At 37.1% G+C, this 26,423-nt stretch carries 18 protein-coding genes; 8 read left to right on the top strand and 10 right to left on the bottom strand.

Annotation, left to right across the window (positions count from 1 at the left end; genetic code table 11):
* The first annotated feature begins 94 nt into the window (after positions 1 to 94).
* Positions 95 to 2,803, top strand: coding sequence for a preprotein translocase subunit SecA (gene secA, locus GTH24_RS14075; protein WP_115350668.1), 2,709 nt, complete (start codon positions 95 to 97; stop codon positions 2,801 to 2,803).
* A gap of 108 nt (positions 2,804 to 2,911) precedes the next feature.
* On the opposite strand, the gene cueR is transcribed toward secA, so the two are convergent.
* The 4 genes from cueR to GTH24_RS14055 form a co-directional block, all read right to left on the bottom strand.
* On the bottom strand, positions 2,912 to 3,361 hold the full coding sequence (gene cueR, locus GTH24_RS14070; protein ID WP_072069261.1) for a Cu(I)-responsive transcriptional regulator: 450 nt from the start codon (positions 3,359 to 3,361) through the stop codon (positions 2,912 to 2,914).
* A gap of 110 nt (positions 3,362 to 3,471) precedes the next feature.
* Complete coding sequence (locus tag GTH24_RS14065; RefSeq protein WP_164526542.1) at positions 3,472 to 5,961, bottom strand: heavy metal translocating P-type ATPase; 2,490 nt, start codon at positions 5,959 to 5,961, stop codon at positions 3,472 to 3,474.
* Positions 5,962 to 6,238: 277 nt separating this feature from the next.
* Positions 6,239 to 10,972: a calcium-independent hemolysin HpmA gene (gene hpmA / locus GTH24_RS14060; protein ID WP_164526541.1), complete on the bottom strand. Its 4,734-nt coding sequence runs from the start codon at positions 10,970 to 10,972 to the stop codon at positions 6,239 to 6,241.
* Between the two features lie 33 nt (positions 10,973 to 11,005).
* A complete protein-coding gene (locus GTH24_RS14055; protein ID WP_072069258.1) occupies positions 11,006 to 12,691 on the bottom strand; it encodes a ShlB/FhaC/HecB family hemolysin secretion/activation protein in 1,686 nt (561 codons plus the stop codon).
* 827 nt (positions 12,692 to 13,518) lie between these two features.
* On the opposite strand from GTH24_RS14055, the gene tnaC reads away from it, so the two are divergent.
* From tnaC to mutT, 4 genes are all read left to right on the top strand, one after another.
* The gene (gene tnaC / locus GTH24_RS22480) at positions 13,519 to 13,623 is read left to right on the top strand and encodes a tryptophanase leader peptide (protein ID WP_071788547.1); all 105 of its coding nucleotides are present in this window, start codon (positions 13,519 to 13,521) and stop codon (positions 13,621 to 13,623) included.
* A gap of 115 nt (positions 13,624 to 13,738) precedes the next feature.
* A complete protein-coding gene (locus GTH24_RS14045; protein WP_072069257.1) occupies positions 13,739 to 15,142 on the top strand; it encodes a tryptophanase in 1,404 nt (467 codons plus the stop codon).
* Positions 15,143 to 15,214: 72 nt separating this feature from the next.
* Positions 15,215 to 16,465, top strand: coding sequence for an aromatic amino acid transporter (locus GTH24_RS14040; protein ID WP_115350664.1), 1,251 nt, complete (start codon positions 15,215 to 15,217; stop codon positions 16,463 to 16,465).
* 106 nt (positions 16,466 to 16,571) lie between these two features.
* Positions 16,572 to 16,964 (top strand): 8-oxo-dGTP diphosphatase MutT, encoded by a 393-nt coding sequence (mutT, locus tag GTH24_RS14035; RefSeq protein WP_072069256.1) that lies wholly within the window; start codon positions 16,572 to 16,574, stop codon positions 16,962 to 16,964.
* Between the two features lie 78 nt (positions 16,965 to 17,042).
* On the opposite strand, the gene yacG is transcribed toward mutT, so the two are convergent.
* The 6 genes from yacG to ppdD all read right to left on the bottom strand — a co-directional run bounded on the left by yacG (position 17,043) and on the right by ppdD (position 21,736).
* Positions 17,043 to 17,255 carry a DNA gyrase inhibitor YacG gene (yacG, locus tag GTH24_RS14030; RefSeq protein ID WP_072069255.1) on the bottom strand — a complete coding sequence of 71 codons (213 nt, stop codon included), beginning with the start codon at positions 17,253 to 17,255 and terminating at the stop codon, positions 17,043 to 17,045.
* Positions 17,256 to 17,309: 54 nt separating this feature from the next.
* On the bottom strand, positions 17,310 to 18,062 hold the full coding sequence (gene zapD, locus GTH24_RS14025; RefSeq protein ID WP_072069254.1) for a cell division protein ZapD: 753 nt from the start codon (positions 18,060 to 18,062) through the stop codon (positions 17,310 to 17,312).
* Positions 18,055 to 18,678 carry a dephospho-CoA kinase gene (coaE, locus tag GTH24_RS14020; protein ID WP_072069253.1) on the bottom strand — a complete coding sequence of 208 codons (624 nt, stop codon included), beginning with the start codon at positions 18,676 to 18,678 and terminating at the stop codon, positions 18,055 to 18,057. The genes zapD and coaE overlap by 8 nt, the downstream gene beginning before the upstream one ends.
* 233 nt (positions 18,679 to 18,911) lie before the next feature.
* On the bottom strand, positions 18,912 to 20,111 hold the full coding sequence (locus GTH24_RS14015; protein ID WP_072069252.1) for a type II secretion system F family protein: 1,200 nt from the start codon (positions 20,109 to 20,111) through the stop codon (positions 18,912 to 18,914).
* Positions 20,108 to 21,208: an ATPase, T2SS/T4P/T4SS family gene (locus GTH24_RS14010; protein WP_241253966.1), complete on the bottom strand. Its 1,101-nt coding sequence runs from the start codon at positions 21,206 to 21,208 to the stop codon at positions 20,108 to 20,110. The genes GTH24_RS14015 and GTH24_RS14010 overlap by 4 nt, the downstream gene beginning before the upstream one ends.
* Positions 21,209 to 21,292: 84 nt before the next feature.
* Positions 21,293 to 21,736: a prepilin peptidase-dependent pilin gene (gene ppdD, locus GTH24_RS14005; RefSeq protein WP_072069250.1), complete on the bottom strand. Its 444-nt coding sequence runs from the start codon at positions 21,734 to 21,736 to the stop codon at positions 21,293 to 21,295.
* 211 nt (positions 21,737 to 21,947) lie between these two features.
* Here ppdD and ampD point away from each other — a divergent pair, with 211 nt between their 5' ends.
* The 3 genes from ampD to aceE all read left to right on the top strand — a co-directional run bounded on the left by ampD (position 21,948) and on the right by aceE (position 26,416).
* Positions 21,948 to 22,490 carry a 1,6-anhydro-N-acetylmuramyl-L-alanine amidase AmpD gene (gene ampD, locus GTH24_RS14000; RefSeq protein ID WP_072069249.1) on the top strand — a complete coding sequence of 181 codons (543 nt, stop codon included), beginning with the start codon at positions 21,948 to 21,950 and terminating at the stop codon, positions 22,488 to 22,490.
* 325 nt (positions 22,491 to 22,815) lie between these two features.
* Entirely contained in the window at positions 22,816 to 23,586 is a 771-nt protein-coding gene (pdhR, locus tag GTH24_RS13995) for a pyruvate dehydrogenase complex transcriptional repressor PdhR (RefSeq protein ID WP_072069345.1), read from the top strand.
* A 163-nt stretch (positions 23,587 to 23,749) separates the two neighbouring features.
* On the top strand, positions 23,750 to 26,416 hold the full coding sequence (gene aceE / locus GTH24_RS13990; RefSeq protein ID WP_109407446.1) for a pyruvate dehydrogenase (acetyl-transferring), homodimeric type: 2,667 nt from the start codon (positions 23,750 to 23,752) through the stop codon (positions 26,414 to 26,416).
* The last annotated feature ends 7 nt before the right edge of the window (positions 26,417 to 26,423 follow it).

Raw genomic sequence — 26,423 nt, 5'->3', positions numbered from 1 at the left:
TTATTTAATCTAATAAGATTATGATTATCTCTGTGAATACATAAAACAGAGGCTTTTTTCGGCGTTTTCACGCCATAAATGAGAATAAAGATTTATGTTAGGTAAAATTGTAACCAAAATTTTTGGTAGCCGTAATGATCGTTCTATCCGCCGTATGCGCAAAGTCGTCGTTGAAATTAATAAACTAGAGCCAGAATTTGAAAAACTGACTGATGATGAGTTAAAAGCAAAAACAGATGAGTTTCGTGAGCGCTTAAAAAAGGGTGAAAAAGAGGAAGATATTTTACCCGAAGCGTTTGCAACTGTTCGTGAAGCAAGTAAACGTGTCTTTGGTATGCGCCATTTCGATGTGCAGCTAATCGGTGGCATGGTGCTAAATGAACGTTGTATTGCTGAGATGCGCACAGGTGAAGGTAAAACATTAACTGCAACATTACCGGCGTATTTAAATGCGTTATCAGGTAAAGGAGTTCACGTTGTTACCGTCAATGACTACTTGGCACAACGTGACGCTGAAAATAACCGTCCTTTATTTGAATTCTTAGGATTAAGCGTCGGCATCAACCTACCGAATATGGCACCACCAGTAAAACGTGAAGCCTATAACGCAGACATCACTTACGGCACTAACAACGAATTTGGTTTTGACTATCTACGTGACAACATGGCGTTTAGCCCACAAGAGCGTGTTCAACGTAAATTACACTACGCATTAGTGGATGAGGTTGACTCAATCTTAATCGATGAAGCGCGTACACCTCTGATCATTTCAGGCCCAGCAGAAGACAGCTCTGAGCTTTATATCCAAATGAACAAAGTGATCCCTCATTTGGTTTCTCAAGAAAAAGAAGATTCTGATACTTTCCAAGGCGAAGGTGATTACTCTGTTGATGAAAAAACGCGCCAAGTGAATATCACAGAACGTGGTTTGGTTAAGATTGAAGGATTATTAGCAGATGCGGGCATGATGAAAGAAGGCGAGTCTTTATACTCACCAGCTAATATTATGTTAATGCACCATGTGACAGCAGCATTGCGTGCTCATGCTCTGTTTACCAAAGACGTTGACTACATTGTTAAAGATGGTGAAGTTATCATTGTTGACGAACATACTGGTCGTACAATGCAAGGTCGTCGTTGGTCCGATGGTTTACACCAAGCGGTTGAAGCAAAAGAAGGTGTGAAGATCCAAAATGAGAACCAAACATTAGCATCAATCACATTCCAGAACTATTTCCGTTTATACGAAAAATTAGCAGGGATGACGGGTACTGCGGATACTGAAGCGTTTGAGTTTAACTCTATCTATCGTTTAGAAACGATTGTTATTCCAACTAACCGCCCAATGGTGCGTAAAGATCTACCTGACTTAGTTTATATGAATGAACAAGGTAAATTTGCAGCTATTATCGAAGATATTCGTGAGCGCACCAAGAATGGCCAACCTGTACTTGTTGGTACTATCTCAATTGAAAAGTCAGAAGAAATCTCTAATGCATTAACGAAGGCGAATGTTCACCATAACGTGCTGAATGCGAAATTCCACGCAATGGAAGCGGATATTATTGCTAACGCAGGTTTACCTTCAGCGGTAACTATCGCAACTAACATGGCGGGTCGTGGTACTGATATCGTGTTAGGGGGGAGTTGGCAAACTGAAGTGGCTAAACTTGAAGAGCCAACTGAAGAGCAAATTGAAGAAATCAAAGCTAAATGGAAAGAGCGCCATGACGCAGTATTAGCTTCAGGTGGTTTACATATCATTGGTACTGAACGTCACGAATCTCGTCGTATTGATAACCAGTTACGTGGTCGTGCGGGTCGTCAAGGTGATGAAGGTTCTTCTCGTTTCTATTTATCTATGGAAGACTCCTTAATGCGTATTTTTGCTTCAGATAAAGTATCTGGCATGATGCGTAAATTAGGTATGAATGAAACCGAAGCGATTGAGCACCCTTGGGTAACTAAAGCAATTGCAAATGCGCAACGTAAAGTAGAAAACCGCAACTTTGATATTCGTAAGCAATTGCTTGAATATGATGATGTAGCTAATGACCAACGCCGTGCAATCTACACTCAACGTAACGAATTACTGGATGTGGCAGATGTAAGCGAAACTATTGACAGCATTCGTCAAGATGTCTTCACTACAATGATCGACAACTACATTCCACCTCAATCACTGGAAGAGATGTGGGATATCGAAGGTTTAACGGCATGTCTACAAAAAGACTTTGATTTAAATTTACCAATCAAAGAATGGTTAGATAAAGAGCCTGAGTTACACGAAGAAACATTACGTGAACGTATTTTAGAAAAATCTATCGAAGTCTATAAAGCGAAAGAAGAAATCGTTAGTGCTGAAATGATGCGTAACTTTGAAAAAGGCGTGATGTTACAAACGCTAGATTCATTGTGGAAAGAACACTTGGCAGCGATGGATTACTTGCGTCAAGGTATCCACTTACGTGGTTATGCACAAAAAGATCCAAAACAAGAGTACAAACGTGAATCGTTCGCAATGTTTGCTAATATGCTGGAATCACTAAAATATGAAGTGATCAGCACACTAAGCAAAGTCCAAGTTCGCTTACCAGAAGAAGTTGAAGAGTTAGAACGTCGCCGTCGCGAAGAAGCAGAACGTCTGGCAAAACAACAGCAGTTAAGCCATGAAGTGACAAAAGAATCTCAAATGTCAGCGGTTGATGGTCAAGTGGCTGCAGGTAAAAAAGTGGGTCGTAATGAACCATGTCCTTGTGGATCAGGTAAGAAATTTAAACATTGTCATGGTCAATTAGGTTAATTGACGTATTGATAATAATAGCTATTTAATCGAGCTTTTAATAAAAAATCCCGCTGAGTTGGACTGGAGTCAGTTCATAATAAGCGGGATTTTTTTATCATAAATAAATTAGATTGAAGAACGAAGGTGAGAGAGATGGCTTTTGGTTGTGCCTTTTTCAGACATCGCTTTAGGTGCCGCTAATCCTGCAATAATCGGGCAATCTGGATTATTGTCACCTTGGCAATCTTTTGCTAAATGTTCTAGTGTTTGTGTCATCTGCTGAAGTTCAGCTATTTTATGGTTAAGTTCTTCAATATGAGAAATGGCTATGGATTTCACATCTGCGCTAGCTCGTTCTCTGTTGTTCCATAAAACTAATAACGTTGATATTTGTTCGGTTGAAAAGCCAAGTGCCCGTGAATGACGAATAAAACGAAAGCAAGCCACATCAGCTTCACTATAATCTCGATAACCCGCATCAGTACGAATGGCTTTGGGAATTAAACCAATTTGTTCATAATAACGGATCATTTTGCTGGAAATACCGGATTTTTTTGCTGCTTGACCAATATTCATCATGTTTTCCTTATTAGAATAATGAAGCGTGCTTTTATAAGTAAAGGATAGTCGCTTTATATTATTGAGCCAGACTCGTATTGAGTCTGGCTATAGAGATAATCTATTTATTAATGATTTTTTATTGGTGCTTGAAAGCGTTTTAGTCTTAGTGCGTTGCCTAATACAAACACACTGGAAAGTGCCATAGCACCGGCAGCAATAATTGGTGAAAGTAGCATGCCATTAATAGGGTAAAGCATGCCTGCTGCTACTGGGATTAATAATGCGTTATAGGCAAATGCCCAGAATAAATTTTGTTTGATATTACGAATGGTTGCTTGGCTTAAGGCAATGGCATCAACTACACCTCGTAAATCACCAGACATTAGCACCACATCAGCAGCTTCAATGGCAACATCGGTTCCTGTGCCAATTGCCAATCCAACGTCAGCTTGTGCTAGAGCAGGAGCATCATTGATACCATCACCAACAAAAGCAACTTTGGCACCTTTAAGACTAAATTGTTTTAATGCTTCCACTTTTCCATCAGGAAGCACTTCAGCGGCTATCTCATCAATATCTAACTGTTTTGCAATCGCTATTGCTGTTGCTTTATTATCACCGGTGATCATTGCGACTTTAAGGCCTAAGTCATGTAAGGCTTTAATGGCTTCTGGCGTTGTCTCTTTGATTGGGTCGGCAACGGCAATAATTGCAGCAAGGCGCCCATCAATCGCTGTATACAGCGGGCTTTTACCTTGTTCACCTAACTTTTGGGCCGAAGAAATAAAGTGACTGACATCTAATCCAAGTTGCTTCATAAAACGATCAGCCCCTACAGATACCGTTCTTCCTCCCACTTTTGCACTGACACCAAAGCCAGGTACTGCTTCAAAGTTTTCAACTGTTTTGAGTGTTAACTCAGCCTCTTTAGCTGCATTTACAATCGCTTCTGCTATTGGATGTTCGGAATATGTTTCAATTGCAGCGACCAAGCTTAAGACTTCGTTATATTCAAAACCTTCTGCTGGAATTAAATCTGTCAACTCAGGCTTACCTTTGGTTAATGTGCCTGTTTTATCAAGTGCGACAACATTGACATCTCGTAAGGCTTGTAAGGCTTCACCTTTACGGAAAAGAATCCCCATTTCAGCTGCCCGACCTGTCCCAACCATAATGGATGTAGGTGTTGCTAAACCCATTGCACATGGACAGGCAATAATTAATACAGCAACGGCATTAATTAGTGCGAAAGTTAATGCAGGCTCTGGGCCAAAAGCTAACCAAATAAAGAATGTAATTGTGGCAATTAACATCACTGCAGGCACAAACCACATAGTGACTTTATCGACAAGTGCTTGAATAGGAAGTTTAGAACCTTGTGCTTCTTCCACTAAGCGAATGATTTGAGCCAAAACAGTATTTGAGCCAACTTTGGTTACTTTAAAACTAAAAGCACCTGTTTTATTAATCGTGCCACCAACAACGTCAGAGCCAATCTCTTTCGATACAGGAATGGGTTCACCGGTTATCATGCTTTCATCAACGTAAGAATTACCCTCAACAATTTCACCATCAACGGGTATTTTTTCTCCAGGACGGACAAAAACGATATCGCCCATTACAACTTGATCGAGTGGAATTTCTAAGGTTTGATTGTTACGAGATACACGCGCTGTTTTTGCTTGTAGACCCACTAAACGTTTAATTGCTTGGGAGGTATTTCCTTTTGCTTTAGCTTCAAGTGTACGACCTAATAAGATCAAGGTCACAATGACTACGGCGGCTTCAAAATAGATATTTGCTGTACCCGCGGGTAAAACTTGAGGAATAAAGGTTGATACCACAGAATACCCATAAGCGGCTGCTGTACCGACAGATACCAATGAGTTCATATCTGGAGCACCACGTAATAATGCAGGTATTCCTTTTTGGAAAAAGCGTAAGCCGGGGCCAAACATAACAATGGTGGCAAGGATAAATTGAATATACCAATTTAATTGTTGGCCAAGTATTTGTGTCACCCAGCCATGTACACCAGGAATAAAATGCGATCCCATTTCAATGATAAAAACGGGTAGGGTGAATATTGTGGCAATAAGTAATGCACGACGTAATGAGCGCTCTTCTTTTTGGCGACGCTCCTCACTGATATCACGAATATTATCCCGATTATCTGATAAACGACGTGGTTTATATCCAGCATGTACAACAGCGGCTTCTAAATCAGTGATAGATACTACACCAGATAAATGACGTACACGAGCACGCTCTGTGGCAAGATTAACGGTGGCTTCTAATACACCAGAAACTTGCGATAATGCTTTTTCAACACGACCAACACAAGAAGCGCAGGTCATTTCTTCAATCGCCAATTCGGTAATTTCTTCTGGTACTTTATAACCAGAATGCTCAATGGCAGTAACGGCAATGATAGGATTTGGCGTGTTAGTAAATGTGATATCAGCACGTTCAGTGGCTAGATTCACAACGGCATCTTGTATTTCAGGCACCGCTTTTAATGCTCGTTCAACACGACCAACACATGAAGCACATGTCATGCCTTCCACAGGTAAGCTCAGCCGATTGGCAGAGGATAACGTTGTCTTCGCATTCATTAAAATTCCCCTCTTAAATATGGTATGAAATAAAGCTTAGGCTTTACCATTAGGGGAAGGTCAAGGGTTGTATGTTAATTTATTTTTTACAGTTTTGAACAATATTTTATATTTAATTCAAATGATTATGTTTCCGAAGACTTTTGAAATATTAGAAAATGCAATTTTATAGGGAGAGAAAGGGTTAAAATGCAGAGAGATAAAAACCCCGCTTCTTGTAATAACAAGCGGGGTTGGCTTACAAAAGAATAGGCATTACTCTTTTATCAGGTATCTATTACTTTTCAGAAATAGATGATTTTGTGTTTACAGTCTCATTGACTTTAACGGGGGATTTTAATGATAAGTCGCCACCTGCAAGTTGTTTCACTAAATCAACGGCTGATGATTTTAGATCAAGATCTGCACCCGCTTCATAATGATGGCCTTCAATATTATTTAATTGAACGTTGCTACCGCCTAAATCAACTTGTCCTTGCTCGCTTTTCACTTCAGCACCTGTAAGTTTAGTTGTACCACTTACATTTAATGAAATGTCATTTTTGCTTGTTAAGGTTGAAGTTTGGGCGACTGCATCATTATCAATATGAGAGACTTTGATATCGGCATTAGCGGTATGACCTTCCGCACCAGTAACGATATTTTTGATACCGTTACCTATTGTACCAACACCTTTATCAATTTTTTCTTTTGTCTCACCACTGATACCAGTTTTATCTGCAATAGTGGAAGAAAGAGAATTGTATTTATCAGAAATAACATCTGTTGCAGATTTAATTCCTGAATCAATAGTTTCTTTGATCGTATTTTCTAATAATGATCCACCTGCTTTTGCTGTTTTATCAACTTGGCTAGATTTAGGATCATTGTTGTGGTTGTAACCAACATTTACATCAACATTAACATGACGATCGCTATCTTTTTGGCTAGTCACTGTAAAGTCACCACCAATATTGCCCGTTACATTATCTGCAGAAACATTTGCACCAGAAAGAGCGAGGTTTTTATCGCTATTTACAGTTAATGTGCCTGTTTCTACGGAGGCATTTTGGTGCGTAGATTTTTGTTGATCTTCAACGTTTACTAAAACTTTACCACCAATATCATGGATTGAGGTGGCTGGATTTTCTTCAGTTACTTCTTTTGGCGTAGTATTGGTTTGTTTGCCATTTAAAGAAATATCAGTACCCCAATTGTTTTTGTAATCAGTTGATTGTGCTGATGTGAGTGTCGTATCTCCAGATTGAGACGTTAATTGTGTATCTTTGCTATTAACTTTAGTGCCTTGAAGATTAACTGAACTACCATTAACAGTTAAATTACCTTGGTTAGCGATTGTGCCACCTTCACGCGAGACGGTTTTTTCATCTTGCTTACCAATAGCAAATTCAGCGCCACCTAAGCCATTGACAGAAGATGATTTATCTTCTGTTTTTTGACCGAAGCCCGCTTGTAATCCACCAGATAAGTTCTTACCTGTTTCAGTACGTTGAGATTCGGCAGCTTGGAAATCAACTTTGTTAGTTGCAGTCAGAGCAACATCATTTTCGCTGGTTAAATGAGTACCTTGTAAAGTCAGATTATGACCTGAATTTAACTCAATACCCTGAGAGCCATTTACTGAGCCTGCTTTTGCTGTTGTCTGATCTTTTTGATGATTAGCACCACCTGCATTAAAGCCACCACCGTAATCTTTACTGTCTGGTGTTGTACCTACTTTCAGGTTTGCACTACCATTCACGTTATGTTGACTTTCAGAATGAGTATCTGTTGCTTGTGCAAGCGTTAAATCACCGCCAGCATTAATAACAGTTTTGCCATCTTGAGCATCAAACTTAGTGCCTTCATAATGTGCATCTTCGCGTACATTGATATTGATATTGCCAGCTGAGTTAAATTGGCTACCATCAGCTTTCGTTGTGGTTAGGCTTGTGTCAGAGGTTTTACCTTCACCTTTAATCGCTACGGTAATGTCGTTGCCAGTTTTTGTGCTGACGCCAACTTGACCTCCCCCCGTTGTTTCGTGGAAGGACTCTTGATGTTTATTTTGTGCCGCTTCACTGGTGTGAGTGTTAGCCGTTAGTGCAATATCACCTTGGGTAGATTGATAATGAGTTCCTTGATCATGTAACGTTTTATTGCTGTCAGTATTAATTTTACCCGCAGTAATTGATGTTGAAACCGCTTGGCTATCATTTTGTGATTTTTGACTACCACCACCTTTAATACCGACTTCAACACCGACATTAGGTGCTTCTAAGTTACTTAAGTTAGCAAGATTACCAATGGCATCTTTAAAGGTAACTTTTTTATCTAAGTCGGTATTATTACCGGGTTTAGCTGTATCAATGCCATCTTCAACCGCTTTTTTAATTGGTTGAGTAACACCACTATAATCAAGATTAACACCTACATCGACACCGATATTTAAGGTATCTGTTTTAGATGTTGCACTGTCATTTACAGCAAGGTGATTGATATTTTCACCTGATTCTTTATACACACCGTCAACTTTGTGTGATGCGCCTTGATGCGTCACATCATTATTTGCAGTAATGGTTAAATCACCTGCAACTTGAGTTTCGCTACCTTTATTTTTGGTGATCTCAGTTGTTGTATGCTGTTTATCATATTGGAAATCAGCTTTACTACCGATTTTATCAACACCACCAGTGTAGCTAAAACCACCTGAAATGGTTCTATCTGTACTGTCTGTTTCTTTTTTGTTTTCTGTTGAAACAAAAGCAACATTGTCACCAGAAACAGTGGCATTACCTGCAGTTGTTTTTAAATCAGAGCCTGCAAAAGTGACATCTTTATCTGCTTGAACTTTAACACTGCCACCACTAATAGTAGATCCTACTTGTTCAGTTTCAGTGCTGTTGTTTTTATTGGATGTATGAGTGATATGAAAACCTGCGCTATATTGCTTGTCTTCAACTTCTTTAGCATGACCGGTGATCTCTAATGATGTTTTTTCATCATTGATTTTTGTGATTTGCTGTGCAGATTTAACGTTGATGTCACCTAAAGACTCAATACCTAATTCATCGGCACTTTTAATTAAGCTACCAATTACATTAACATCTTTGCCACTGACCACAGTTAATTCTGCATCAGAAACTAATTCACTACCGGTTGAATGCTGTTGGTTAGTTTCATTCTTGTGGGAGTTTTTAGTGATGTTAAATGCAGTACCTGTACGTTCATCTGTTTTAGTGATGGTTTCGCTAATCGCATTATCAATAACAACATCACCTTGAGTCGTTTTAACAAAGGCACCTTGATTGCCCTTTACTTGACTACCGGTGACTTTGACATTGTTATCTGCTGCAAGTAACAGTTGTCCGTCAGCCGTTAATTGTGTTGAATGGCTGACTTCTTGTTTGTTGTTATTATTCTTATTATTACCACCGCCGATACCACCCCAAACAACATGATTGTCGGTTACTGTTTTATCATTGTTAGTCTTTTGAACATTAAGATTGATGTTCTCTTTAGCATTAACGACAACATTCTCATTAGAATGTAATTTTGCACCTTGAGCGGTAACTGAGCCTTCAGCATTTAAGCCTAGCGTTTTACCTGCGGTCAGTTCGCTGGCTTTTAAGGTTTCTGTTTGATGGCTATTGCTCCAACTACCTGTCTCTAGACGAGAAGTGTGGTTACGTTTATAACCATTTTCACTGCGATTTTCTTTTTCAACTAATCCATTGATATTAATATCTTTATTAGCATTAATTGCCAGAGTATTACCTGCATTAACTTTTGCACCTTCAAGAGTGACATCACCTTGAGTTGCTGTTAGTGTGGCATTGTTCTTAGCATCAATATGGCTACCAACTTGTTGTACCAATTCTTTTTCTTTAGTGACATCATACTGCCAAGAATAGAACCAGCGATTGTCGGTATCAGTCTCTTTTTGTTGTAGCTGTTTGCCATCAACAGTTAAATGAGCGCCTTGTAATAAAATATCATCACCCATTAAATCAGAGGCTTTGATTTGGTTTTTATTATCAGCAATTAATGTGATGTTTTTACCTTTTAACTCTGTTTTTGTCAGAGTTTGGCTTGAACCACTGTTATTAACTGCGATACCACCACGGTAATTTTGGTAGTTTTCACTGCCATCTTTGTCGAAACTATCGTAACGAACTTGGCTATCTGTTTGAATGTTATCAGCTTTTACGCTTAATTCATTATCGGAAACAAATTTACCTGTTAACTTAACACCACTTCCTTCTGCGGTATTAATAATACGAATACGACCAGATTGCATGCTTCCGAAGAAATAGCTATCTAGTGCAGAAGTTGGTTTTTGGGATGAAAGAATATCAAAACGTTGAGAGAAGGTATTTTGTCCTGTTAACGCTGAAATTTCAGCAGCAGTTATTTTTCCTTTACTATCAATACGTGGTGCAATTAAATCTAAAAGACCCGGAGCATATAAACCGTTTTTACCAATAGAAAGTAAATTGGTGTTATTAAGTGTGCTATATCCTTTTAACTCACCATTTTCAAATAGTGGATTACCCACGACTAAAGAAGAACGGCTTGTATTGATAAAACCACAACCATCACAAGTAATGCCATTTGGGTTAGATAAAACATATTCCGCAGCAATACCAAAAACTTCTTGCTGACCTAATAAGAATGATGGGTTACGACTAACAACCTCATTTAAAATTAAAGAAGCGGCTTGCCCATTTAAATTACTGTTGGCATTTAATTGCCCAGCAAGTTGTGATTGCCCAGCTTCTAAGGCGTTGTTAAATACTGCACCAGGTTTGCCTACATTAAAATCTTGATATTGGTTGTGAGAAATACCTTCACTATTTGGTGTAACGATATTAATGACTTGAGTACCACCATTGACTGATGAAACATTCGGTCCTTGAGTGCCCGAATCAGGAACAATGCCGCCAGCATATGCATTTAATGATACGAAAATAATCGCTAAAGATGCAGCAAGCCTACCCGAAGGAGAGAGCTTGAAATTTTTTGAGTTCATAGAGTTTTCTCCGTTTATTGCTATGAGTGTGAATCAAAATAAATATGAAAATCTAACTAACACTTGAGTAGGGTCTTTGGTTTTATTGGAATTCGTTTGGTTGTAAAGCAAATGCCCCTTAGCGACTTCGATATCGAATTGTGCTTTTTGATATTGAAGATTTAAGCCTGAACTTAGTCCATAACCACTACGCCATCCTTCATAGTTGCCATGTTGTTGAACACGACCTGCATCTAGGCCAATTCGAGGGGTGATTGAAAAGGTATTTATTCGATAAGGATAAGAAAGGGTATTACGTAAATATCCTCCGTTATCACCAGAAAGTGTGCTTTGGTCAAAACCACGGATTGCATTTTTATCAGTTAAACTGAGCCATTCAACTCCGGGTAAGGTGTCAGGGCTGTATTGACCAATGAAAGCGCTATTGAATAAAAATGTAGAATCCGATAATGAAAAACGATGTTGCCAATTGGCAAAAAGCTTAACTTTTGTAAAGCGATAGTCATTACCACTCCCATTAGCAACATGAGGTGAACCGTCTGCACCAAACCAACCAATGGCTTTTTCTGCACTTAAATTCACACTCACAACGCCGTTGGAAATAATGTGTAAATGGTTGATGCCTAGCTCTACGGTAGTGAGTGCTGGGCTACTTAAATCTAAGCGGATTTGGCTGAAATAGTTACGTATTCGTTTATGTGTTACCTGCATGTTTAAGGTATCTATCTGTTTTTGACTACGATAAAAAGCGTAATCCCCCCTTAAACCTATTTGTGTGGTATTCCCGGATAAACGTACTGTACGTGTCTGTAATGATTGATGAAATTCGTACTCCGAATAGCTACCAAAAGTACTTAATGTCAATGCACCATAAGGTAAAGAATAGAGTAGGGTGTAAGCACGATTAAAACGTGTATTTGGGTTGTCTGTGGTGATGCTAGAATTTAAGCTGACAAAATCGGATAGTCCCAAGGGACTGTCTAAGCTTGCATTTGTTCGAACTAACCAGCGTCCTGAATTTTTTTGCCCATAGTTATCAGTTGAAATATTCAAGTGCCAAGGCGCTTGGCGCTGATTGGTGAGCTGAATAATTGAGCCACCTAATTGCCTACCCGGTAATATATCGAGTTTGACTTTATTGGATTGTAAACGGTTCGCTTGATCAAGCCCCTGATCAAGCTTTGACAGTTTTAACGGTTCTCCTTCAACATGAGGAAAAAGTAAAGCTGTGTTAACGCCTCGATCACCGCCCTGTATTTTTTCAATAAAGCCTTCAATAACATATAACCCAAGCTGTTGTTCTTCATTAGGTCGTAAAAATTGGATCCTAGCAGTGATATAGCCATGTTGAAGGTAGCGTTGAGTTAACTCTTTGACTAATCGGTTAACGTCAGCACTTTTTATACATTGCTCTGGTAATGGTGTTAATGAATCAAGATCTTTTTCATTGAGTAAGGTAATTCCTTGAACATAAACACCATTAATAGGCAAACAATGTTCTGATTCAGTAATAAATGTGGGGGTAGGTGAAACCTCTAATGCATTTTCTTGAAGTTGTTGATAGCGATTTTGTTCAATAAGTTGATTTATTTCACGTTGGCTATCTTGTAATGCGCGCCTCGATTCTCCCATCGAGCCTAAATAACCGGCGTCATTCGCTGTTAATCCACTGGTTGAAAATCCACTTAATAGTGTTAATAAAATAACTTTTTTTCTCATTTTACCTCAATATAAAGGTATTAATTCAAATATAAATAATATGACTTAAAAATAGTAAGATAATAATTAATGTTTTTATATTATCTTTAATTTAAAAATAATAAACACCACGCACTCTCAATATGAAAATAAATTTAAAATCGATGAAATAAAGATAAATTTTTATTTCTTCCAATATAAAATATCGACATAACTAATATGATTGATATCACCAAAAGAATTAATCAAACAAATGATTTAATTGAATGTTGTCTATGGCATTGATTTTCATGGTTATAATCTACCGTGTTATTTTTCTCTCTGTTTAACTTAACATCGATTTTTCTGTGTTAATTAATAAATTTTTATTTTTTCTTAAGAGATCATAAATAATGAGAGGATGTTCTAGTAAATGAAGAAATTTAAAGTAATCACTTTTCATTTGTTATTTGTAAGTTTATTAATGTTGCATTATGAAATAAAAATTCCATGAATTATTATTTCATTTCAATGAATAAAATAGGATTTATAAAAGTAAAGATATCATGTTTTTATTGTTAAATAATTAATCATGATTAAAAGTAAGGTTGTTGGGATTTTATTTTAATATTATGAAAGTGTAATATGAATACATGTATTACAACTTAATGATGCCAATAAAAATTTAAACTATAAAAAATAGTTTATTAAAATTTGAAGTAAGTGATAGTGATCACGTTAATATATTATTTGTCATAAATAGTGTGATAAATATCCAAAATATACTATTGTTATATTACTAATCGTGTTTAACTGTTATATAAATTAGCATGTAAATTGTACTATTTCCTGACTATAAGGGTTAAAGTATGTTCTCATCATTTAATGTTTTGATAATATTAAGAGGTTTCTTCAGATTGAAGAAATGGTTTAATATTGATTCTGAACTCGCCTTCTTCTTTCCTGAAAAATAATCCTTTTTTATATCCATATAAAATAATTTAATACTCTTTTTCCGTTTAATTTAAATGGGAAGATTATTTTATTTATTCGTAACTTTATAATTTAATATATATTAAAGGTATTATCATGGCTAAAAGAATTGTAGAACCATTCCGCATTAAAATGGTAGAAAAAATCCGTGTTCCTTCAAGAGAAGAACGTGAAGCTGCATTAAAAGAAGCTGGTTATAACCCATTCTTATTACCAAGTCATGCCGTTTATATAGATTTATTAACAGACTCTGGTACTAACGCAATGAGTGATCATCAATGGGCTGCGATGATAACAGGTGATGAAGCTTATGCAGGTTCAAGAAACTATTATGATTTAAAAGACAAAGCCAAAGAGCTATTTAATTACGATTATATTATTCCTGCTCACCAAGGTCGTGGTGCTGAAAATATTCTTTTCCCAGTATTATTAAAATATAAACAAAAAGATGGAAAAGCGAAAAATCCTGTTTTCATTTCTAACTTCCATTTTGACACAACAGCAGCTCACGTCGAATTAAATGGCTGTAAAGCAATTAATATTGTTACTGAAAAAGCATTTGATTCAGAAACCTATGATGATTGGAAAGGCAATTTTGATATTGCTAAATTAAAAGAAAATATTGCTAAGCATGGTGCTGATAACGTTGTTGCGATTGTTTCAACTGTAACTTGTAATAGTGCTGGTGGTCAGCCTGTTTCAATGGATAATTTAAAAGAAGTTTATGAAATCGCCAAACAACACGGTATTTTTGTTGTGATGGATTCAGCTCGTTACTGTGAAAATGCGTATTTTATTAAACAGCGTGATCCGAAATATAAAAATGCCACAATTAAAGAAATTATTTTAGACATGTATAAATATGCTGATGCATTAACTATGTCAGCGAAGAAAGATCCATTGTTAAATATCGGTGGTTTAGTCTCTATTCGTGATAATGAAGAAGTCTTTACATTAGCGAGACAGCGTTGTGTACCGATGGAAGGTTTTGTCACCTATGGTGGTTTAGCAGGTCGTGATATGGCTGCTATGGTACAAGGTTTAGAAGAAGGTACAGAGGAAGAATATCTGCACTATCGTATTGGTCAGGTACAATACTTGGGTGATCGTCTACGTGAAGCAGGTATTCCAATTCAATATCCTACTGGCGGACATGCTGTTTTCGTTGACTGTAAAAAACTAGTACCGCATATCCCTGGTGATCAATTCCCTGCTCAAGCAGTCATTAATGCCCTTTATTTAGAATCTGGTGTCCGTGCAGTTGAAATTGGCTCATTCTTATTGGGGCGTGATCCTGCAACAGGTGAACAAAAACATGCAGATATGGAGTTTATGCGTTTAACCATTGCTCGTCGTGTCTATACTAACGACCATATGGATTATATTGCTGATGCGCTTATTGGCTTAAAAGAGAAGTTTGCAACGCTTAAAGGTCTTGAGTTCGAATATGAACCACCTGTATTAAGACACTTTACTGCTAGATTAAAACCTATCAAATAAATAAGACTCCACAATAATAATGGCTCTCGTGCAATGCGAGAGCCCTATCCTTATTTCAGTAAGGACTAAAAAATGGAAAATAAGTCGGTAAATAAAGAACCCTCAATTATTGTAGGGGGATTTGTGTTGGGCGGTGCTATGATCGGTGCTGGAATGTTTAGCCTCCCAACAATAATGTCTGGCGCTTGGTTTATTAACTCACTCTTTATATTGTTTATTGTTTGTTTTTTTATGTTTCACTCAGGAATTTATATTCTTGAATGTATTTCAAAATATGGGGCGGGAACAAATTACTTTCATATATCAAAAGAGTTATTGCCAAAATGGGCCTGTTATCTTGCTAATGCATCTTTAATATTTGTATTATATATATTAATTTATGCTTATATTTCTGCTGCGGGTTCGATTATTTATGAGGCGTCATCATTATATGGTATTAATCTAAACCTGAGAGCAATATTTTTTGTATTTACTATCGTGCTTGGCGCAACAATATGGTGGGGAGGCGCTTGTGCGAGTCGCTTAACTTCCATTTTCTTATTCATTAAAATTGTTCTATTTGTATTAGCTTTTTCTGGATTATTTTTTAAAGCAAGTGGCGACTTATTATTTAGCGCAACTTTTGAAGGGAAAAGCCAGTTATATCTTTATCCATTTATTTTTATCATTATTCCTTATGCGATAACTTCATTTGGATATCATGGAAACGTTTGTAGCCTTTATAAGCTTTATCATGAAAATGAAAGAAAGGTTGTTAAGAGTTGTGTGATTGGTTGTGTTTTAGCGCTAGTCATTTATTTACTTTGGATGATTGGTACTATGGGGAATCTACCCCGTGAACAATTTATTACCATTATTCAAAAAGGCGGTAACTTAGATGCCTTTATTGATTCGTTATATACCGTCTTGAATAGTAAATATATTGAAGGTTTTTTATTATGGTTCTCAATTAGTGCCGTATTCTGTTCATTCTTAGGGGTAGCGATTGGTTTGTTTGACTATATTTTAGCATCACTAAAATTTGAAGATAACAAAACCGGACGCTTAAAGTCAGGTGTTTTATGTTTCACACCACCTTTATTGCTCTGTTTGCTTTTCCCTAATGGTTTTTTAATTGCAATTGCGTATGCAGGTACAGCGGCTTGTGTCTGGGCAATTATTTGTCCTGCTGTTATGGCACTGAAAGCGCGCGAGAAATTTCCCAACTCAGGTTTTAAAGTGTGGGGCGGCAAAGGGTTAATTTATTCTGTTATCGCTTTTGGTGCTGTAGGCATTATTTGCCAAACATTAGCACAGCTTGGTTTCTTGCCTATTTATCGTTAATTAATCGATATAATCAGGGAAAGAAAACCAGAGTAGCGCCATTGGATATACGTTATAATAACGTTAAGTTGTTATAATAACTGGACTATTCAATAGGTTGTCTATAATGGATAAAAAAAAGCTACATATTGCTGCGGGTATTATTTGTGATCAAAACAATAATGTCTTTATCACCCAACGCCCTCTAAAATCGCATATGGGGGGATTTTGGGAATTTCCGGGGGGGAAATTAGAAGATGAAGAAACTCCTGAGCAGGCGTTAGTGCGTGAGTTACAAGAGGAAATTGGTATTGATGTAACGCAGTGCTCGCTTTTTGAAACGGTAGAGCATGATTTTCCAGATAGACACATTACATTATCTTTTTTCTTAGTAACTCAATGGGATAATGAGCCATACGGTAAAGAAGGGCAAGATTCAAAATGGACTTCTATCGCATCATTAAATGCTGATGACTTTCCACCGGCTAACCGCACAATTGTGGCATTGTTACAAAAATAAAAGTAGATAAACGAATATAGTAATAAATAAAATAGCCACTCTAATGAGTGGCTATTTTTTATGTTCTTAATCGGAATATTAAAAATCTTTAAGCTCAGGTTGTGGAGATTCACTCCAGTCGTCGCTGTCATTAATATCGCTTTGGCTTGGAATACGTTTTGATTCGTCAGCCCATTCACCTAAATCAATAAGTTGGCAACGTTTGCTACAAAAAGGGCGATAAGGGCTACTTTCATTCCAAATAACTTCTGTTTGACAGGTTGGACATTTCACAATTAATTCTTCGCTCATTATCTCTCCTAGATTTCATTGGCGCGATAGGTGTTTATGGTGATCAACACAATGTTAGCAACAAGCAATCTCAAAGGGTAGTTCTAGCGGTATTGTTCCATTTTCACTATCAAGTGGTAAGAAGCGGATCGCGTAACGATTTTTATGGCCAGATACTTGAGGGTAGATCTGGTGATCAATGGCGATTTTAAGACGTAGTAGTTCACCTTCTTCAGCACTATCTTGGTAAAAACCACGATGACTTAACGCAGGTTTAAAAGTATCTGATTGGCGAATAAGCGTTAGTAAGCTATTCAATGCATTTTGTAATGGTAACAAGCCTGTCATCCAGTTTTGTAATCTTTCATCACGGATGGTTTGAGGCAAACTTAACCACAAATGCAATGCGGGCACATCAAAATTACAGCATCCTCCAGGGATACTTAGGCGCTGTTTGACTAAACTTATTACTTTATCTTGTTTTAAATGCTGCCCAATTCGCGGAGCTTGACTTAATACCGATGCATTTTCGGCCAGTTCATTAATAATTTGTGTGACAATTTCTTTATCAACATTAGGAAATGAGAGCCATTGTTGTAATTTTTTTTGTCTTTTTTCCAATTCTTTGAGTAATTCAGCACGAATTTCACCACGATCAAGCACTTCAATAAATTCTGATATCGCGCGGAAAAAAGAGAGTGCGGTGGGTAACGAATCGATTGTACGAAAACTGTTAATTTGAATTAATGAGTTTTCAATTCTAAGCCATGAACGCATTTTTTCATTTAGGGGATGTTCGAAGATGATAGTTGTGATGTCATCACTCATGGCTGTTGTCCTGTAACGCTTGTTGAGCTAATTCTAAGTAATGCTGATGGAGTTGCTTAACTTTGCCAATTATATTTTGGCTATTATCGTGATTTTCAATAATATCATCAGCGGCGGCTAATCGTTCTTGTCTTTGAGCTTGTGCCTTTAAAATATTGAGCACTTGTTCTCGGCTTACGCCATCTCGTTTCATTGTTCTTGCTATTTGTTCTTCTTGTGTAACATCAACGACAAGAACACGAGAGGCTAAGTGAGTTAATTTATTTTCAATTAATAAAGGAACAACCCAAATTAAATAAGGGGTTTTAATTTGTTGTATTTGTCTTTGAGTCTCTTGCTGTATCAGGGGGTGAAGAAGATTATTGACCCAGTTTTTTTCTTCGTCATGTTGAAAAATAATCTGGCGTAGCTGAGCTCGGTTTAATGAACCATCAGGCAATAAAATGCTGTCACCAAAATGTTGATGTAACGCATTTAGCCCAAAGGAATGAGGTTCTACCACTAATCGAGCAATAACATCAGCATCAACAAGAGGTACACCTAATGAGGCAAAAGCATTAGCAATAGTGGTTTTACCACTACCTATTCCGCCTGTAAGAGCAACCGTATAAGCCATTGTGTTTATCTATTTTTAATGAATTAAAATTTGCTATTAGTTTGGATATTCTAAAGCCTAATTTTGTTTTTATCACAAGATAATAACCGCAATATTTAGGTTTTATTCGGTTATTATGATAGATGATTTTCTGCTACCCTGACATCCTACCTCATAATCAGCAATAGAATTATCATCAATCAATTACTTAGCGAGAAAGATCACAATAGCATATTACTCATAAAATTTGTGATTCATTGTATAGTATCACCTAACTGTAATATAGGAAGATACATAGCCATAATTAATGTACCAATAATCGATGCAATTATCGCCATTAACAGCGGTTCTAACCATGTACTGATAGTATTTAATTGTTCTTCAAGCTGATGATAAAACCAATCACTTAATTGCTGACAAAAATAGAGTAACTGTCCTGAGTTTTCTGCACAAATGATAAATTGATAGCAAATAGGAGGAAAATAAGACGCATTTTTCATAAATAAACTTAATGATTTTCCTTGCGTAATGTGTTCACTCATTTGTAATAGCTGACGTTTATAAATAGGATGTGTAAGTTGTTCTATAATAATCGTTAAGCCTTGTAATAATGGTAATCCAGCTTGTTGTGTAATACTTATTATTTGAAAAATAAGATAGAGTTGATGGTATTTTAATAGCGTGCCGAAATAAGGTAGATGAAGAAAAATAGTTTGTTCATAATAATAAAAGAACGGCGAATAATGGCGAATAAAATGATAAAGCAATATTATCCCAATGAAGAAAACGAGTATTATAAAAATATAGTTAGAAAACCATTGGGAGAAAGTAATTAATGCTAAAGTTAAATCAGGAAGTTCAGTATTAAAGGCACTGTACAAGGATTGATATTCAGGTAAAACGTATAACAACATAATACTGGTAATAGAAAATAGAATAGCCAATAAAAAAAGTGGGTATTTAAAAGATTTTTTGATCTTTTTAACTATTTCTTGTTGTTTTTTTAATTGTGTTATTTGAAGTGTTATGACTTCATTTAATTTTCCGCTTTCTTCACCAATAAAAATAAAGCGTACTAATGAACGTGGAAAATAAACGGGATAACGGCTTAACTGTTTTGATAATGTGCCACCTTGCATTAAGTTAAAAATAATATCATCTAATACACATTGCCAATGAGTATAACGACATTCATTTTTTAATAACGTTAAAGCAGGTAAAAGAGCTAAACCTGAGTAAAGTAATAATGCGAGTTGTTCAAGCAATTGAATACGATATTTTTTATCACTTTCTTGAAATATCATGATTTTGTATAAACGTATTTTTATGGGGATTTTTTGTTGCTGTGTTAATTTAATAAAAACATCATTATTTGATGATGCGAGAATGTTTCCTGAACACCATTCGCCTTGATAGCTTAGTGCAACGTAACGATAAACTTGCTGTAATCTCATTCAATATCTCCCAGAGTTTGATAAACCTCTTCAAGTGTTGTTATTCCTTGTTTAATTAATAAAATACCTGAATGGAGTAAATTATAGGGAGATGCATGTGCTTGTTTTGTTGGTTCAAAACAGTCATAGATTGCCGTTCTTCCTTTATAACCGGAGCTACATTGCTGGCAGCCTATTGCTTGCCAGTTCGGCAATTCAATGATTTCTTCATTGATATTAATCTGTTTTTTATTGGGTAAGCAGGTTTTACAATGCGAGCATAAACAGCGCACTAATCGCTGTGAAATAATCAAACTAATACAAGAGTGAATAAGATCTTTTGCAATGCCTAAATTGTGTAGGCGCATTAAGGTGGTATTTGTGGAGTTAGTGTGCAATGTGGATAAAACAAGATGTCCTGTTTGTGCTGTTTTCATTGCCATTTCAGCAGTGGAGGGATCTCGAATTTCACCCACCATTATAATATCGGGATCTTGACGTAATAATGCGCGTAGTATTGTAGTAAATGTGATCCCTGCTTTTTCACAAATCTGAATTTGATTAATACCTTCTAATGGTAATTCAATGGGATCTTCAACACTATTTATATTACGGTTATCTTTATTTAAATAATGTAAGCAACTATATAAAGTTAGTGTTTTTCCACTACCTGTTGGGCCTGTGACTAAAATCATACCTTGCGGTAAAGTTAAATATTTTTTTAATAGTGTTAAATGAGATGGCTGAAATCCTAAATGGTTTAATTCTGGTTGTTGGAGGTTATTGATAAGGCGTAAAACGATTTTTTCACCATAAAGAGTGGGAAGTGTAGCTATTCTTATTGAATAATTTTTCTCATGATAAGACCAAGTAAATTGTCCATCTTGAGGTAATCGTTTTTCTGTAATATTTAAATTAGCTAATATCTTTAAACGTGTCACTATTTCTTCTGAGAATTCATTCGGAGGTGGAGAAAATAAATATAAATGGTTATCTATTCTGGCTCTAATTCTAAAGTTGAATTGTTGAGGTTCAATATGTAAATCAGAAACACGCATTAAAATGCTATGGCGTAATAGATGTTCAATAAATTCTGTTGCTGAGTGTGGGATATCCATTATTCCCCTTTTTATATTTGTTTTATTTGTGTTGTTTTAATACAGGAACATTCAATACGAATGTTCCCCAATATCCATAATGTATTAATATGATTTAAATATTTCAGTACATTGCTTTTGTAACGTAGTATTAGTGGCAGAACATTGTGTCCTCCATATGGGAAGATAATCCCGCGTACTTTTTTCTAAAGACATGACAATGGTTAGGCCTTCAAGTTGTGCTTTCCCAGTTGCATTAATGACACCATTTGATACGGATACTTCAGTAAGGTATCGACTGCGAAATTGTGAGGGCATAAAAGTTGAGCCGGAATCGCAATGGTGAAGTTCATTTTCATAACGACATAATTCAACAGCTGAACGATAAGGGGAGAGCGTTTGCAAAATATCGGTTAAAGCCGCTTTTTGGATATAACCTTGATAAGCAGGAATAGCGACGGAGCTTAAAATAGAAATAATGGCTATGACAATCATGAGTTCCATAAGGGTAAAGCCATTTTCGGATGAGTGATAATTTAGTGCGTTCATCTAGCGTCCTCCTTGATTAATAGACACTAGAAGTATGAAAAAAAAGGACTTTATTTGCGAATGGATAAAATAAAATTTGAGTAAAATATCGAAAAGAAAACAGAGCTATACAAATTTAACCTTTATCATTGAGAGAAAGTTCGCATTTATTGATGAATATGAGTTAATAAAATTATTGATAATAGCTAAAACACAGTAGAAGAGGGTTGATGTGGAAATTAAACAAGGTTGGCTTATTGATGCAAGAAAAGTACCTTCACCAAACCATGATAAAAGGCCTGAAGGAGAAGTTCCCTCTTTACTGATTGTTCATAATATCAGTTTGCCACCTGGTCAATTTGGTGGGCCTTATATTGATAGGTTATTTACCAATACATTATCAGAGCAAGATCATCCTTTTTTTAGTGAAATAATCGGGTTAAGAGTATCTGCTCATTGCCTTATTCGGCGTGATGGTGAAATTGTGCAATATGTGCCTTTTACAGATAGAGCGTGGCATGCGGGCGTATCTTTATATAAAGGTAGAGAAAAGTGCAATGATTTCTCTATTGGTATAGAGCTTGAGGGTACTGATAATTGTAATTTTACACTAAACCAATATCAGCAATTAGCCAAGATAACTCAATCACTTATTACGCTTTATCCTGCCATTAAAGAGAACATAACAGGGCATAGTGATGTTGCACCAAATCGAAAAACAGATCCAGGGCCTCACTTTGATTGGGACTATTTTCATAGTTTGTTAACGAAATAACAGAGTTGCGTGAGTTAGAAGTCAATAAAAGTAAATATTTATTCATTTTATTATTGCTGTCACGCTTCAGTTTGACTGTTTATGTGTTTAAAAAACGTTAAAAAATTTATTTTTAACGTTTCAGTATAATGCGATCCAGTTATCACTTTTGATGAATTTTTAAAATAATTTGTTAAAATTTGCAGGTTTTTATGATTTCGCTCAACAACTGTATGGACAGTTAGTGAATACTTTGTTACTTTATTATTCGTTATATTAAATTGGTATTACCAATTGACAACTCAATCACAAAGGTAATAGTTATCCAATAATGGCTTCCAGCAATATGGCTTATACAAAAATCCGTCAACCTAAGCTTTCTGATGTCATTGAGCAACAGCTTGAGCATCTGATTTTAGAAGGCACTCTGCGTCCAGGAGAGAAACTCTTACCTGAGCGTGAGCTGGCGAAGCAATTTGATGTATCTCGCCCTTCATTGCGTGAAGCTATCCAAAAATTAGAAGCTAAAGGCTTTTTACTTCGTCGCCAAGGTGGTGGAACATTTGTTCAGCATAATCTCTGGCAAAGTTTTAGTGATCCTTTAGCTCAACTGCTTAGCGGACATCCCGAATCTCAATTTGATCTCTTAGAAACGCGCCATGCCCTTGAAGGCATCGCTGCTTATTATGCAGCGTTACGCGGTACTGATGAAGATCTTGCTCGTATCAAAGCAAGCCATGATTGTATTCTGAAGGCCCACGAAAAGGGTGATTTGGTCGCTGAGTCTGAAGCCGTATTGCAATATCAATTAATTGTCACGGAAGCTGCTCATAATGTTGTTCTATTACATTTATTAAGATGCATGGTACCTATGCTTGAGCAGAATATCCGCCAGAATTTTGAGTTTCTTTACACTCGTAAAGAGATGTTAACTGCCGTAAGTGAGCATCGTAGTCAGATTTATCAGGCTATTATTAATAGAGAGCCAGAGGTAGCGCGTGAAGCTTCACATCGCCACTTAGCCTTTATTGAAGATGTTTTGTTGGATATGAGTCGTGAACATACTCGCCGTGAGCGCTCTTTGCGCCGGCTCCAACAACACCCTGATTTATTTTAGTAGCACAGATCCTGACCGCTGAGTCTGTACTACCTATCTCCCTGTGATTTTCAGGGATAGCGGTAATAACAGCAGGGTCTATCTTCCCGTCATATCAAATAGGTATAACGGGAAGATAGACTCCCATAACCATTAAAAACAGATAACAGATAAGGAATACACCATGTCAGATATGCTGAAAAATGACGTGGATCCGATCGAAACTCGCGACTGGTTACAAGCGATCGACTCGGTCATCCGTGAAGAAGGTGTTGAGCGTGCACAGTTCCTGATTGATCAGGTATTAAAACAAGCGCGTAATGGCGGTCTTAATATTGCTTTAGGCGGCTCTGTACACAGTGATTATATCAATACCATTCCTGCTGAAGATGAACCCGCTTACCCTGGCAATCTGGAATTAGAGCGTCGTATTCGTTCTGCTATTCGCTGGAACGCAGTAATGATGGTTCTGCGTGCATCCAAAAAAGATTTGGAACTCGGCGGACACATGGCGTCATTCCAATCTTCTGCAACGTTATATGAAGTGTGTTTTAACCACTTCTTCCGTGCTCAAAATGAAACTGATGGTGGCGATTTAGTTTACTTCCAAGGACATATCTCCCCAGGTATCTATGCTCGCGCATTCTTAGAAGGTCGTTTAACAGAAGAACAATTAAATAATTTCCGTCAAGAAATTGGTGGTAAAGGTTTATCTTCTTATCCACACCCTAAATTAATGCCTGAATTCTGGCAGTTCCCAACTGTTTCTATGGGTCTTGGGCCTCTATCTGCAATTTATCAAGCTAAATTCCTGAAATATTTAAATCACCGTGGCTTAAAAGATACGACTAAACAAACTGTTTATGCGTTCTTAGGCGATGGCGAAATGGACGAACCAGAATCTAAAGGTGCAATCACCATCGCAGTCCGCGAAAAATTAGATAACCTGTGCTTCGTTGTTAACTGTAACTTACAACGTCTTGATGGCCCAGTTACAGGTAACGGCAAAATTGTTAACGAATTAGAAGGTATCTTTGCCGGTGCTGGCTGGAACGTTATCAAAGTAATGTGGGGCGATCGTTGGGATGAGCTTCTGCGTAAAGACACCTCTGGCAAACTCATTCAATTAATGAATGAAACTCTGGATGGTGATTACCAGACATTTAAATCTCGTGATGGCGCTTATGTTCGTGAGCACTTCTTCAATCGTTACCCAGAAACTGCTGCATTAGTTAAAGATATGACTGATGATGAAATCTGGGCATTAAACCGTGGTGGTCACGATCCGAAGAAAGTTTTTGCTGCATTCCAAAAAGCAAAAGACACTCAAAACAAACCAACTGTTATTTTAGCTCAAACCATTAAAGGTTATGGTATGGGTGAAACAGCAGAAGGTAAAAATATTGCTCACCAAGTTAAAAAAATGAATATGGATGGCGTTCATCATTTCCGTGATCGTTTCAATATTCCAGTTGCTGATGAGCAAATTAAAGATCTTCCTTATATTACTTTTGACAAAGAGTCAGAAGAATATAAATACCTGCACGCACGTCGTCAGGATTTAGGTGGTTACCTGCCAGCACGTCGTCCTCGTTTTGAAGAAAAACTAGATATTCCGACACTGGAAGATTTCAGCCAATTACTGGAAGAACAATCTAAAGAGATTTCTACAACTATCGCATTCGTTCGTGCACTGAATGTAATGTTGAAAAACAAATCTATCAAAGATCGTTTAGTTCCAATTATTGCTGACGAAGCACGTACTTTCGGTATGGAAGGTCTGTTCCGTCAAATCGGTATTTACAGCCCGAATGGCCAGCAATACACGCCTCAAGATCGTGAGCAAGTTGCTTACTATAAAGAAGACGTTAAAGGTCAAATTCTGCAAGAAGGTATCAATGAACTGGGTGCTGGCGCATCTTGGTTAGCCGCTGCAACATCTTACAGCACTAACAATTTGCCAATGATCCCATTCTATATCTACTACTCAATGTTTGGTTTCCAACGTATTGGCGACCTATGCTGGGCAGCAGGTGACCAACAAGCTCGTGGCTTCTTAGTGGGTGGTACTTCAGGCCGTACAACACTTAATGGTGAAGGTCTACAACACGAAGATGGTCATAGCCATATTCAATCGCTGACTATCCCTAACTGTATCTCTTATGATCCAGCCTTCGCTTATGAAGTTGCTGTTATCATGCAAGACGGTTTAGAGCGTATGTATGGTGATAAACAAGAAAATGTTTATTACTACATCACTACACTCAACGAAAACTACCATATGCCAGCAATGCCAGCCGGTGTTGAAGAAGGTATCCGTAAAGGTATCTACAAACTGGAATCACTGGAAGGCGCGAAAGGTAAAGTTCAATTACTGGGTTCAGGTTCTATTCTGCGTCATGTACGTGAAGCAGCACAAATCCTATCTACTGAATACGGTATTGGTTCTGATGTTTATAGCGTAACTTCATTCACTGAACTGGCTCGTGATGGTCAAGATTGTGAACGTTGGAACATGCTACACCCATCTGAAGCACCGCGTGTACCTTACATCGCTCAGATTATGAATGATGCACCAGCTGTAGCCTCTACTGACTATATGAAATTGTTCGCTGAACAAGTTCGTACTTATGTACCAGCAGATGATTACCGCGTATTAGGTACAGATGGTTTCGGTCGTTCTGATAGCCGTGAAAACCTGCGTCACCACTTCGAAGTTGATACTTCTTATGTGATTGTTGCTGCATTAGGTGAATTAGCTAAACGTGGTGAGATTGATGTGAAGGTTGTTGAAGAAGCAATCAATAAATACAACATCAACCCTGAAAAAGTAAACCCACGTCTGGCGTAAGAGGTAA

The organism is Proteus vulgaris (assembly GCF_011045815.1).
GTDB lineage: Bacteria > Pseudomonadota > Gammaproteobacteria > Enterobacterales > Enterobacteriaceae > Proteus > Proteus vulgaris_B.
The sequence above is the reverse complement of the archived record's forward strand: the minus strand, read 5'-3'. Positions and strand labels throughout refer to the sequence as shown.